At 63.1% G+C, this 12,064-nt stretch carries 9 protein-coding genes and 3 pseudogenes; 8 read left to right on the forward strand and 4 right to left on the reverse strand.

Translation table 11 applies throughout. From position 1 onward, the window contains the following. Window positions 1-182 precede the first annotated feature (182 nt). A complete protein-coding gene (locus ACFQXB_RS20055) occupies window positions 183-674 on the forward strand; it encodes a DUF6878 family protein (protein WP_377406976.1) in 492 nt (163 codons plus the stop codon). A 10-nt stretch (window positions 675-684) separates the two neighbouring features. Then, window positions 685-768: pseudogene (locus ACFQXB_RS20060) on the forward strand (DUF6915 family protein); the annotation flags it as partial. Between the two features lie 148 nt (window positions 769-916). Here the strand turns inward: ACFQXB_RS20060 and ACFQXB_RS20065 are convergent. Both ACFQXB_RS20065 and ACFQXB_RS20070 read right to left on the reverse strand, forming a co-directional pair. Beyond that, a complete protein-coding gene (locus tag ACFQXB_RS20065) occupies window positions 917-2,947 on the reverse strand; it encodes a tyrosine-type recombinase/integrase (protein ID WP_377406977.1) in 2,031 nt (676 codons plus the stop codon). Beyond that, a complete protein-coding gene (locus ACFQXB_RS20070; protein WP_377406978.1) occupies window positions 2,944-4,236 on the reverse strand; it encodes a tyrosine-type recombinase/integrase in 1,293 nt (430 codons plus the stop codon). Before ACFQXB_RS20070 ends, ACFQXB_RS20065 begins: the two co-directional genes overlap by 4 nt. Here ACFQXB_RS20070 and ACFQXB_RS20075 point away from each other — a divergent pair. The 4 genes and pseudogenes from ACFQXB_RS20075 to ACFQXB_RS20090 all read left to right on the forward strand — a co-directional run. Continuing rightward, window positions 4,168-4,473: pseudogene (locus ACFQXB_RS20075) on the forward strand (DUF6915 family protein); the annotation flags it as partial. The gene ACFQXB_RS20070 and the pseudogene ACFQXB_RS20075 sit on opposite strands and share 69 nt — an antisense overlap. A 1-nt stretch (window position 4,474) precedes the next feature. Beyond that, a complete protein-coding gene (locus ACFQXB_RS20080) occupies window positions 4,475-4,672 on the forward strand; it encodes a hypothetical protein (protein ID WP_377406979.1) in 198 nt (65 codons plus the stop codon). Between the two features lie 75 nt (window positions 4,673-4,747). Beyond that, window positions 4,748-5,167 (forward strand): hypothetical protein, encoded by a 420-nt coding sequence (locus ACFQXB_RS20085; RefSeq protein ID WP_377406980.1) that lies wholly within the window; start codon window positions 4,748-4,750, stop codon window positions 5,165-5,167. After that, entirely contained in the window at window positions 5,160-5,798 is a 639-nt protein-coding gene (locus tag ACFQXB_RS20090; protein ID WP_377406981.1) for an antitoxin of toxin-antitoxin stability system, read from the forward strand. Before ACFQXB_RS20085 ends, ACFQXB_RS20090 begins: the two co-directional genes overlap by 8 nt. A gap of 59 nt (window positions 5,799-5,857) precedes the next feature. Here ACFQXB_RS20090 and ACFQXB_RS20095 read toward each other — a convergent pair whose 3' ends face one another. Together ACFQXB_RS20095 and ACFQXB_RS20100 are read right to left on the reverse strand one after the other, a co-directional pair. After that, window positions 5,858-6,472 (reverse strand): hypothetical protein, encoded by a 615-nt coding sequence (locus tag ACFQXB_RS20095; RefSeq protein ID WP_243785327.1) that lies wholly within the window; start codon window positions 6,470-6,472, stop codon window positions 5,858-5,860. A gap of 347 nt (window positions 6,473-6,819) precedes the next feature. After that, complete coding sequence (locus ACFQXB_RS20100) at window positions 6,820-7,116, reverse strand: hypothetical protein (protein WP_377406982.1); 297 nt, start codon at window positions 7,114-7,116, stop codon at window positions 6,820-6,822. Between the two features lie 178 nt (window positions 7,117-7,294). Between ACFQXB_RS20100 and ACFQXB_RS20105 the strand changes: the two genes are divergently transcribed. Both ACFQXB_RS20105 and ACFQXB_RS20110 read left to right on the forward strand, forming a co-directional pair. Beyond that, complete coding sequence (locus ACFQXB_RS20105) at window positions 7,295-11,656, forward strand: strawberry notch-like NTP hydrolase domain-containing protein (RefSeq protein ID WP_377406983.1); 4,362 nt, start codon at window positions 7,295-7,297, stop codon at window positions 11,654-11,656. A 3-nt stretch (window positions 11,657-11,659) separates the two neighbouring features. Then, window positions 11,660-12,064, forward strand: a pseudogene (locus tag ACFQXB_RS20110) (DNA primase); the annotation flags it as partial.

Consider the following 12,064-nt stretch of genomic DNA (forward strand, 5'->3'; position numbering starts at 1 on the left):
CCCGCGTCGCAGATCACAAAATGCCCCATATTGACGAACTGATGCCCTGGAACTGGACACCTCAATAAGTCAACGCCAGTCAGACCGGACGGATACGGAGGGCAGGGGGGAATTGGAGCTTGTCCGGGGGAGAGAGATCGTCCGGCCCGGCTTCGATCCCTTCCCCTGATTGGAGACACCCAATGACCCTGACGGAACCTACCCTCACGCGGCCAATGGCACCATCGACCGTCGACATGGCCCAGATCTTCGCGGCGCATGCAGCGCGTGCGGCCCGGATCGACGCGCTGCGCCCCGGCAACAAGGATCGCCTCTTTGATGGCCTTCTGGCCGCCGGCATCACCCATGTCACCGTGAGCTTCGACGGTGCCGGGGACAGCGGCCAGATCGAAAGCATCGGCGCATGGTCCGGTGAAACCGCTGTCGATTTCCCCGCGACCGAGATCGCATACGCGGCGCTGACCTGGGACGACCCCGAAGTCGAAATGCGGCAGCTCTCGCTGGAGGATGTCGTCGAGCAGCTGGCCTACGACTTCCTGTCTGACACCCATGGCGGCTGGGAGAACAACGACGGCGCCTGGGGCGAGTTCTGCTTCGACGCGGCGGCCCGCTGCATCCACCTCGAGTTCAACGAGCGCTTCACCTCGTCCGAACTCACCACGCACGAATTCTGAGGGGGCGGCGATGGCACATCACCACGCCCTGTCCTCGGTGAAGAAATGGGGCGGCACGGTCGACGATTTCACGGCTGTGCATGCCTGGTTAGATGTTATCTGGACAGGCAAGTGTTTTCTCTAGGCATGGGGTAGCGATAGTCCATAGGAGGGGCCCCGCCGTCCGCACTGCGCGGATCAAAGCGCTGGCGGTGCGGACGGCGGGGAGGTCCCTGTGGTCTATCGCGGGGCCGCGGAAGAGTTCATCCTTCAATTGGTTCATCCAGGTCTAGCAAGAGCCTTTCGATGCGGTTTGCGATGCCGTTGTGCCGTTCGACTTCTCGCGACCAGCCCCGTTCTTTTGCATCGGCTGCAAGCGCTATTTCGAGTTTTCTCCGGTCTCGAAGCCGACCAGCATAGGCCTTACTGGTCACGAATTTTGCGCAGCTGAGATACAGGTCGCATTCGCAAGGCCCCTCTGAGGGCAGGCGAAGACAATGGCCGAGGTCGAGTTCGGTCTTGATGAAGTTCGACTTCAGCCAGTCGATTGCCGAGCACGACAGCTTGCCTGCGCGGATCGCCTCTGCGCCCGGGCCGGCAATCATTTCGCCAGGTCCCAAGACGCTGCGGTAATCGCGCAGCACCTCGGTGTCGCTGATCCTAGCGTAGACCATCGACATGTGAGGGGTCTGATGACCAAGAACGCTCATGATCGTGTGCAGTTTCGCCCCGCGCTCGGCCAGTTGCGTGCCTACGGTATGGCGAAACCGGTGAGTGCTGATAGTGGGTTGGCCGTCATGATTGACGAGCCCTGCCAGCGTGCACAGCTGGTTCAAGGGCGCCTGCATCAAGTAATCTGGCGAAATCCGTCCGCCGCGCCGATAGAAGACATATCGGACCATCTCGCCAGTCCTATCGTCCCTGATCGGTCGGTCATTGGCGTCCAAACGGTTCTTGATCACCTGGCTTAATGCCGCGGCAGCGTCATCGTGGAGCGGAACAAGGCGCTCCCGCATCGTTTTTCCTGCGGGAATTCGTAGGCGATAGGTGCCATCGGGATAGCGATCCAGACAGTCCAGACGGAGACGGACGATTTCTCCCCTTCTTGCCCCTGACCAGCGCGCAACCAGAAGTGCTGCACGCTGCAACGCACATTCGATCTTCGGAAGGTGCTCCATCAGACGCGAAAGCTGATCGTCGGGTATGAACCGCGGCACGCGTTGCGCCAGCTTCGGCAAGTCACTTGGGTCGAGGAGCGGGCGTGTGGGGAAGTTCGGCCAGTCCCAAGCTGCGCCGTCCGCGAGAAATCTGGCAACAGCACCTGCTCGTGCGCGCCGGGCAGTGATGGAAAGTGGCGCGCCGGTTCGAGGCGCGACGTCGTGCTGCAAATGGCGCAGGTAATCGTTGAAGAGGTCGGGCGTGATGTCCGCAAAGGTCTGAACCTTGGGCTGCAAGCCCGCGACGTAACCGATGAAGTGGCGCATCGACACGGCTAAGTGGTCGACCGTCGGGCGCGCCAAGGTCAGCTGCCTATTCGCAACCCAGCGATCCGCCCAGGCCTGAAGATCAGGTCGAGGCGATGGGACCGGTTTGCGCTTGTCCTGTATGATCTGTGGGCGGACAACATCATTTCCGTTGTGGAAAAGGAGAAGCTGCAGCCGCCGGGTCAGGTTGTGCCAACCGCGCAGAAAGCCGGTTGGGAAGCCCTCCTCTTCCTTTCGGAACAAGTGGGTGTCGCTGCGCGTCGCGAACGCTTCGACTCCGGCCATCATCTCGTCAAGGTGGCGCTGTCGGAGATCATCGAAGGAGCGGATGCCGGTGTGCATGGCGAGCCGGGGCAGGATGACGTGAAGCGATGCCCGCATGCTGGCTGAGGAATAGCCAATCCGCTCGCTTTGCGCGACCAACCGGTCCAAACCAGTGTAGGCGCCTAGGGGTGTCATCGTCTCAGCAACGCGCATGTTCCCGACGGCAAACAGAAAGTCGTAGTCCAGCCGGATGCAGTCAGTCATGGCGGCGTAGTACAGGTAATTGCGCGCCCGAAAACTGACCGGATAAGTCGGGTGTGCCTGCGTGTCGCCGCTCAGACGGCCAATCCTGATCGGCAGGGTGGCGGAGAACCAGTCGTTAAAATCCGGCCAGCTCTCGATAAACCTAGATCGGTAAAGCAGCCGTTGGCGCCGAAAACTGTCGTCCATCGGAATGCGCGCCAGAAAAGCTGCATAGTCAGCCTCGTGTGAATGTTTGTTGGGGCGGGGGTAAATGGTCTCGGATATAGGAGAGGTCTTCTTCATGGCGCATCTCCGTCTTCACCCCGTGTCGAGCAATCAAGGCCGAGGGCTTGCCGGTATTCGGTCACGACCACGGCATCGGAGACCCTCGTGTAAATCCTCGTCGATTCCGGGGAAGCGTGGCCCAAGCGCTTCTGCAGTGTCAGCTCTCGCATCCCCGCCTCCCACATGCGGGTCGCGTGGGTGTGGCGGAGTGCGTGGGGGGTCATCCATTGTTCTCGGATCCCGGCGCGGTCGCAGGCACGGGCAAAAAGACGGGCCAGTGCAGAGTAGGACAATGGGTCCCTACGATTTACGCCACCCCCGCCCACGAGGAAAACGAACGGCGCTTCAGCATCGTGAGGCCGCTCATGCATGACGTAAGTGTTCAGTGTTTCCAGCGTCTCGCCATCGTGCAAATCGACGACGCGCTCGACGCGGGACTTCGATCGCGCGCCCTTTGGATGATCGTCGCGGCAGCGGACAAAGATGCGACGACGCCCGTAGCTTACATCGGTGAGCTGCAATCCAAGGACCTCCCCCGGGCGCAGGCCACCGTTCAACATGAGCAAGATCAGACTGCGATCGCGGAGATTGCGGGCGGCGGCCAGCAAGCCTTCAACTTGATGTTGGCTCATAGGTCGGGGGAGCCGCTGCACGGTTTTCAGGCGCAGTTCCCGGATCTCAGGCTTATGCCGCGAAATACCTGCCAGAAAAGGTTTGTGTCGGTCGCTCACCCGCCATGAAGTCCGGTCCTGCTTTCTGACTATGGGGTTTGGCCCGCTGAAGGCTCCTGTGAAAATCGCCCAGCGATAGAAGGCGTCGACCGCCACGAGGATGCGATTGATCGTGGCGGCTGAAAGGCCCTGCCGAACGGCCGCCCCCTCGCTGACCACGAGTCTGATCGAAGTATCCCGGCGCTTGCGGTTGGCGTGTACCGACCGGAGGTACTCGAGGAATGCGGCCGAGAGTTCGGGGGAGAAGGAGGTCCAGTGAATTCCTTGGGTTGAGAGAAAGGTCCAGAGATGAATGAGGTCGCGTGCATAGGCGAGGGCGGTGTTCGGCGAATACGCCTTCGCCCCCAGATAGCCGGCAAAACTGCAGATTGGGTCGACTGCGTTGCCGTCCATATCTGTCACAAGAATGGTCGCGCCACCGTCGGCGCTTGTCAGTTTGAACATCTGCGCCTCGATGGTTTTGTGGGTCGTAACGGTCAGCATAGGGCAAAACGCCACCGTCGGCATGCTGTCCACATAATCGACCAGAGCAAGGAGATCACGGCCGACTTCCGGCACCGGGCGCTGCGCCACCATGCCGAGGGCATCTTTATGGCCGAGACGATCTTCGGTCCGACCCTCACTCTCTCGACCGGGCGCATCATCCCGACCCGCTGGGTCGGCGAACAGCACGTGAAGGAGGACCTCGGCTTCATCCCGAGCTTCGCCGACTGGGTGAAGGCCATTCGACCCGAGCCCTGGATGGGTCGGGCTGAGCGGATCGAAGCGCTGGTCGACCCACATCGCACCTCGCCCGTGGTCCGGGTCGGCTGAGATGACCGATCCAGCCTATCAGCGCCTCGGCCTGCCGGCGACGGCTTCGTCCTTCGCGGTCCTGCGGGCAGCGGTTCGGGCGCTGCACCCCGACACGGGCGCCGTGCGCGGCTTCCGGGCGGCGCGCAAGCGCTTCTACCGGCAGATGCTCCGTGCACATGCCGCGCGACAGGCGGCGGGTGACACGCCAACTGACTGATCGCCCCCAGCCACCCGTTCATCCCAATCCAGCGCCCGGCCTCTCGGCCGGGTCTTCCCCATTCAGGAGGTCCCCATGGCGGATTACTTCACCCATTTCTCTTGCCTGCTCGACGTCGGCACCCCCGACAAGGCCGCCCGCGCGCTCGCGCTGTTCCAGAGCTTGCGCGAAGCTGATCAGGACGCCGACGAACCAGCGGTCGCAGGCTTTGACCTCGTGCGTCAGGATGCGCTCGAGGGCAGCAGCCTCTGGATTCATGACGACGAGCACGGCGATGTCGAGGCGGTTATCCGCTTTGTGCTGCGCCTTGCCGAAGAGCTCGACCTCACTGGTCTCTGGGGTTTCCAGTATGCCCTGACCTGTTCCCGTCCCCGCCTGGACGCTTTTGGCGGTGGCGCGCATGTCATCGATCTCGGCGAGCGCAAATCCATTGGCTGGACCAGCACGCAAGAATGGCTGGCCGCCGCGCTGAACGGGGAGGACGTCGATGCCTGAAATCATCTGCACAACGGTCTACCAGTTCCCCGAACTCTCGGATGCCGCCAAGGAAAAGGCGCGCAGCTGGTATCGCGAGCTTGGGCCCCACGACGATTGGTGGGACGCGGTCTATGAGGATTTCGAGCGGGTCTGCGAAATCCTCGGCATCCGCCTGAAGACCACTCCCGTCCGCCTGATGGGCGGCGGGACTCGTGCCAAGCCCTGCATCTGGTTTTCCGGCTTCTGCAGCCAAGGAGACGGAGCCTGCTTCGAAGGTTACTGGTCCCATGCCAAGGGCGCCCGCATTCGGGACTACGCGCCCACGGACGCGACGCTGCATGGCATCGCCGACCGGCTGCAGGCCATCCAACGGCGGAACTTCTACCAGCTCGCCGCCGAGGTCAGCCATCGCGGGCGCTACTACCACGAATACACCATGTCGGTGGACGTCACCCGCGACAGCCCGTCCTGGCAGCCGCCGACCCAGGACGCCGAGGAGATCGTGACCGAGGCGCTGCGTGATCTGGCCCGCTGGCTCTACCGTCAGCTTGAGGCTGAATACGACCATCTGACCTCGGACGAGGCCATCGAGGAGGGGATCATCGTGAACGAGTACACCTTCACGGAAGCCGGGCGGCGGTTCGGGTGAGGTTATCTTGTCTCAGTCAGAAGACTGCTGGTCAGTGTCTGGGTAAGGCTGAGCCTTACTCATGGTTTTTGCCGAACGACCACCATGACCCGGGAGTATTGCTTGATCCAGATAGCCTTGTCTGGGCTCAACCATTTGATGAGTTCCATGATCTGACTGTACTCGGCGGTGATATTTCTATGAAGAATAGGCTCATGGTGGAAAACGCGGTTGCGGAACTCTCGTACATCGTCACACCGCTTGTATAGCTGTGCATATGAAACAGACGCCGGTAGATTTGGAAATTCAGCGTGCAGATTTGTCCAGAATATAGGTTCGTGCCTTGGCAGCAACATATTGACCCAAAAACCAAAATTTAGTTCTGCAGTCATGCGACCTGAGGTAACAGCACCCGTTGTGACGAGTTTGTCGCGTGCAGTTTTTACAATACGCTTGCCACTACTTTTAATTTGCAGAAGAAAAGCAGGGTCGTCCCACCATTGCGCGCCATAGAGCGTGTTGAGGCGCGCGACGATTATGTTCCGCAAGCTGACTTCGGCCGCGCTCAGTACTGGGAAGAAAGCCTCGCTGAGTTGAATATTCCAGCCATAGAGAGCGAGGGCGCGCTTAGGGTTATGACCAGCAGCAATGAGGTACTTCGTGAGGCGTTCCTGAGAAATTATATTTGTTACCAAGTGTTTAACGCCTCGATCAACTGTTCTTGTGCTGTCAGACTGCGCTTGACAGCCGTGCGGTGATGCCCATATATGAGAGCAATCGAAGGCAAAGTAAGGCCTTCAAACTCTCAGAAGCCCGCGACAGCCGTTACAGGTCCTCGCGGGTTTTCGCTTTTTATACATCTACTTACGGAAATCCAAGAAGATTTGAAGAGATGCCTTCCCCGCCAAGTACAGTTTGGCGGTGACACGGCGGTCAGCCATGACGGCATTTTGCTTTTCGCTGAGTTTTTCCAAGACTCGCCTCTCGAGGCTCGCGGTCGTTTCTAATCTGTTCTCGCGACGGTACTGCAGAACGAGTCCTGTCACTTATTCCCGTCAATCCACTTCGACATCAGCCCCTTGTCGCGGAAGCATTCCTCCGGGACGGCGCGCCGTTTGATGCGGGCGAGTTTCTCCGCGAAGGCCACCTGCTTCGAGGTCGGCAACCGGTCCATGTCGGAGACCGGTTTCAGCTGGGCTTGTGCCTCGATCCAGGCGCTGAGCGACCGGCGGTCCTGCTGAACTTCCCAGGGCAGGAGCGTCTGGTTGCGCAGGGCCAGCGAGCGCGCATAGGCGATCTGTTTCGGCGTCGCGGGCAGGGCGTGCGTGGTGCTGTCCATCGGGAAACTCCCTTGCTGGCTTAGCTTCCAATATAGAACATAAAGAGAACAAATTCAAGCCAAGCGAACGGAACGCACCGGTTCGAGAGGAAGAGTGGGGCCGGGGGAAGATCAGGCCTGAGGGTGCCCGAGAGAGGGTGTCCGGGCCTGAACCTTTCCCTCATTCCGGAGCTTCCCGATGACCTATCTCGTACCCGTTGCGCCCCCCGTTCCCGTTCCATCTCGCGTTCCCGCGCCTGCGATCCTCGCCGTTGCTGAGGCGCTGCTGCCCGATCTCGCCCAAGGATTCCAGATCGACGCGCTGCGTTTGCGCCTCGAGATGGAGCGCGCCTTTGGCGGCTCCGATGCCGATGGTGCCTGGGATTGGAAGCTTGCCTATGAGGCGGGTGAGGGGGCGTTGGTCCTCTTCCTGCGCAAATTCGGCCGCGCGCTGCTGGCCCGGGCGGGCTCACCTGCGGCACTGCTGCCGATCCTCGCCAAGGTGGCGGGCCTCTTGCCGACGCATACCCGGCGTTCGGAGGAGATGGAGCGGTTCCAGCAATTCTCGACACCGCTGCCGATGGGCATTGCGGCCCTGGCCGCTGCGCAGATCACGCCGCGCGACTTGGTCCTCGAGCCTTCGGCCGGAACCGGGCTTCTGGCGATCCTCGCCGAGATCGCGGGCGGTAGCCTCGCGCTGAACGAACTCGCCGACATGCGCACCGAGCTTTTGCGCCACCTTTTCCCCGGGTGCCCGGTCACCAGCTTCGACGCCGCACAGATCGACGATCACCTCGACGCGGGTTTGCACCCCAGCGTCATCATGATGAACCCGCCCTTCTCGGCTGTGGCCAATGTCGATGTCCGCAGCACCGATGCGACGGCGCGGCATCTGCGCTCGGCCCTTGCGCGTCTCGTGCCCGGAGGTCGGCTCGTGGCCATTACCGGCGCCGGTTTCGCGCCGGATGCCCCCGCCTGGTCCGAGACCTTCGGCCGCCTGACCGAGTCTTCCCATCTGGTCTTCACCGGAGCTGTCTCGGGCTCGGCCTTCGCCAAACACGGCACCAGCTTCGAGACGCGGATCTCGGTCTTCGACAAGTGCCGCCGCGGCGAACGGGGTGGGATCACCGCTGATCTCGTCCGGCCCATGTCATCCGACGTGGCGCAGCTCCTCGCCCGGATTGTAGCCGAGGTCCCTCCGCGCCTCGAATTGGCTGCGGGCGATGTCGCTCGATCCCGCTCGACGTCCCCCTTTTCGGGAATTCCTGCCCGAGCGTCTGGCATAATGGCTGGCAAACCGCGTGCAACGCCGTCGGCCAGCGCCGCCGCGAAAGTCTCCACATCGGATGCAGAAGACTTCGCTTACACCCTGCGTGAGACGGCGGACGACCTCGGCGCTGCGCGCCTGTCCGATGCGATCTACGAGACCTTCCGTCTACAGGCGATCGACATCCCCGGCGCGGCCCCGCACCCGACAAAGCTGGTGCAGTCGGCTGCGATGGCATCCGTTGCGCCCCCCAAACCCTCCTATCGTCCGAAACTGCCCGCCGCCGTGCTACGCGATGGTTTGCTGTCCGACGCGCAGCTCGAGACCGTGATCTACGCGGGCGAGGCGCATGACGCGCAGCTCGCGGGGTCTTGGACTGTCGATGAAACCGGCGATATGGTCTCGGCCGCGCCCGACGATGCCGCGGACGCGGTGCGCTTCCGTCGCGGCTTCTTCCTCGGCGACGGCACTGGCGCGGGCAAGGGTCGCCAGTCTGCCGGGATTCTGCTCGACAACTGGGCCCGGGGCCGCCGCAAGGCGCTCTGGATTTCCAAGAGCGACAAGCTTCTCGAGGATGCGCAGCGCGACTGGTCGGCACTCGGTCAGGAACGGCTGCTCGTCACGCCTCTCTCGCGCTTTGCGCAAGGCCGCGACATCCCGCTTGCCGAGGGCATCCTCTTCACCACCTACGCCACGCTGCGCTCCGAGGAACGCGGCGCCAAGAAGTCCCGCGTCGACCAGATTGTGGACTGGCTTGGGGCGGATTTCGACGGGGTTATCCTCTTCGACGAAAGCCATGCGATGGCGAATGCCGCCGGGTCCAAGGGCGAGCGTGGGGACACCGAGGCCTCGCAGCAGGGTAGGGCGGGCCTGCGTCTGCAGCACAAGTTGCCCAATGCCCGCGTGGTCTATGTCTCCGCCACTGGGGCCACGACGGTCCACAATCTCGCCTATGCGCAGCGGCTTGGCCTCTGGGGCGGGGAAGACTTTCCATTCGCGACGCGCGGAGAGTTTGTCGAAGCCATCGAAGCCGGCGGCGTCGCCGCGATGGAAGTCCTCGCCCGCGACCTGCGGTCGCTTGGCCTCTACACCGCCCGGTCGCTTTCCTATGACGGTGTCGAGTACGAGATGCTCGAGCATGCGCTGACCCCCGAGCAGCGCGGCATCTACGATGCCTATGCCGGGGCCTTCGCCATCATCCACAACAACCTCGCCGCCGCGATGGAGGCGGCCAACATCACCGGTGAGAACGGCACGCTGAACCGTCAAGCCAAGTCGGCCGCCCGCTCGGCCTTCGAGAGCGCCAAGCAGCGCTTCTTCGGTCACCTGCTGACCTCGATGAAGACGCCGACCCTGATCGCTGCCATCGACGCCGATCTCGCGGATGGCCATGCTGCCGTCATCCAGATCGTCTCGACGGGAGAGGCGCTGATGGAACGCCGCCTGTCGGAGATCCCGACCGAGGAATGGAACGACATCCGCTGTGACATCACTCCCAGGGAGTATGTCCTGGACTACCTCGCGCATTCCTTCCCGGTGCAGCTCTATGAGCCCTTCACCGACAGTGAGGGCAATCTCTCCTCGCGCCCCGTGGTGCGTGACGGCCAGCCGGTCGAGTGCCGCGAGGCCGTACGCAGGCGTGACGCGTTGATCGAGAAGCTGGCGTCGCTGCCACCCGTGCCGGGGGCTCTGGATCAGATCGTGCAACGCTTCGGCACCGACCTCGTGGCCGAGGTGACGGGCCGGTCGCGTCGGATCGTGCGAAAGGGCGAAGGTCATGCCGCCCGTCTTGTCGTGGAAAGCCGCGCAGGATCTGCCAATCTCGCGGAAGCCGCCGCCTTCATGGATGACGCCAAACGCATCCTGATCTTCTCGGATGCCGGCGGCACGGGGCGCAGCTATCACGCCGATCTCGGGGCCAAGAACCAGCGCCTGCGGGTCCATTACCTGCTGGAACCCGGTTGGAAGGCAGATGCCGCCATTCAAGGCCTCGGCCGCACCAACCGCACCAATCAGGCTCAGCCTCCGCTCTTCCGGCCGGTGGCCACCGATGTGAAGGCAGAGAAGCGGTTCCTCTCCACCATCGCCCGCCGCCTCGACACGCTCGGGGCCATCACGCGCGGTCAGCGCCAGACCGGCGGGCAGGGGTTGTTCCGGCCCGAGGACAACCTCGAGAGCCCCTATGCCCGCGACGCCCTGCGTCAGCTCTACCGCCGCATCCATCGCGGCGACGTAGTGGGCTGCTCGCTCGGGGCCTTCGAGGATGCGACCGGTCTCAGCCTGACCGATGACAATGGGCTGAAGGACGACCTGCCGCCGATCACGACCTTCCTCAATCGCCTGCTCGCGCTGACGATCGACATGCAGGCCGTACTCTTCGCGGCTTTCGAGGACCTCCTCGACCAGCGGATCGAGGGCGCCATCGCCGCCGGGGTCTATGACCTCGGGCTAGAGACCCTGCGAGCCGAGAGCTTCCGCGTCACGGACGCGCGGGTGATCTACACCCATACCGGCTCCGGTGCGGAAACCCAGCTTCTCACCATCGCGGAAAAGCGGCGCAACACGCCGACCTCCCTCGTCGATGCGCTGGACTGGCTCGACGACCCGACGGCGCGGCTGCTGATCAACAGCCGTTCGGGCCGTGCAGCCGTGCAGGTGCCCGCCACCAGTCTGATGCTGGACGACGGCACCATCGAGCCCCGCTTGCGGCTGATCCGGCCGACAGAGGCCAGCACCGTCCCAGCCCGGATGATGGAGGACACCCACTGGCTGGAAGCAGACCGCGCAGCCTTCGCTGCCGCCTGGACCGCGGAACTGGCCGAGGTACCGGAGTTCAGCGAGTCCACCCTGCACATCGTGGCGGGGCTGCTGCTGCCGATCTGGAAGCAGCTCCCCCAGGACGAGACCCGCGTCTACCGGCTGCAGACTGATGACGGTCAGCGCATCATCGGTCGCCGGGTCTCGCCCGCCTGGGTCGCGACCACGCTCGCCGCCGACGCGCCGCAGCTCACGGCGGCCCAGGTCCATGCCCTCGTTCTCGAGGGCAAGACCGTGGTGCGGCTGGCCGATGGGATGGAGTTGTACCGTTCCCGCGTCATGGGGGTGAACCGGATCGAGCTGTCGGGTTTCACCGAGGCGGCGAAGGACCGGCTCAAGGCCGATGGCTTCTTCTCGGAGATCATCAGCTGGAAGCTGCGGCTGTTTGCCCCCACGGACGCAAGCGGGGTCAAAGTGCTGGATCGTCTGCTTGCACGTTGTTCCGTCACAGGTCTACATGCACGCAGAGGTTGTTGAGCCATGTATTCCGAGACCGAAGATGTGATCCGCGCTCTTGCGGAAAATGCCGAGAGCGTGTGTCGCGCCTACCTTCCCGCCGGACGGCGGGAGGGATCCTACTGGATTGTGGGTGATCTGCAGAACAATCCCGGCCGGTCGCTCTTCGTGCGCCTGACTGGGCCCGTTTCCGGGCCGGGCGCGGCCGGCAAGTTCACCGATGGCGCCACGGGCGAGCATGGCGATCTTCTCGACATCATCCGCGAGCGAACCGGGATCTCCCGCTTTCCCGATCTTCTCACTGAGGCCCGGGCGCATCTCGGCCGTCCGCAGCCGGTTCTCCCGGATGCGCCAGTGCCAAGAAAGGCCAAGACCCCCGGGGGCACGCCAGCGGCGGCGGTGCGGCTCTTTGCAGCCTCGGTGCCGGTC

Source organism: Halodurantibacterium daqingense, assembly GCF_042666235.1.
GTDB lineage: Bacteria > Pseudomonadota > Alphaproteobacteria > Rhodobacterales > Rhodobacteraceae > Halodurantibacterium > Halodurantibacterium daqingensis.

Coding starts and splice junctions, on each gene's coding strand:
- ACFQXB_RS20105 (WP_377406983.1), top strand. CDS start 7,295: ATGACCTATCTCGTACCCGTTGCGCCCCCCGTTCCCGTTCCATCTCGC.
- ACFQXB_RS20080 (WP_377406979.1), top strand. CDS start 4,475: ATGACCGATCCAGCCTATCAGCGCCTCGGCCTGCCGGCGACGGCTTCG.
- ACFQXB_RS20085 (WP_377406980.1), top strand. CDS start 4,748: ATGGCGGATTACTTCACCCATTTCTCTTGCCTGCTCGACGTCGGCACC.
- ACFQXB_RS20070 (WP_377406978.1), bottom strand. CDS start 4,236: ATGGTGGCGCAGCGCCCGGTGCCGGAAGTCGGCCGTGATCTCCTTGCT.
- ACFQXB_RS20055 (WP_377406976.1), top strand. CDS start 183: ATGACCCTGACGGAACCTACCCTCACGCGGCCAATGGCACCATCGACC.
- ACFQXB_RS20090 (WP_377406981.1), top strand. CDS start 5,160: ATGCCTGAAATCATCTGCACAACGGTCTACCAGTTCCCCGAACTCTCG.
- ACFQXB_RS20065 (WP_377406977.1), bottom strand. CDS start 2,947: ATGAAGAAGACCTCTCCTATATCCGAGACCATTTACCCCCGCCCCAAC.
- ACFQXB_RS20100 (WP_377406982.1), bottom strand. CDS start 7,116: ATGGACAGCACCACGCACGCCCTGCCCGCGACGCCGAAACAGATCGCC.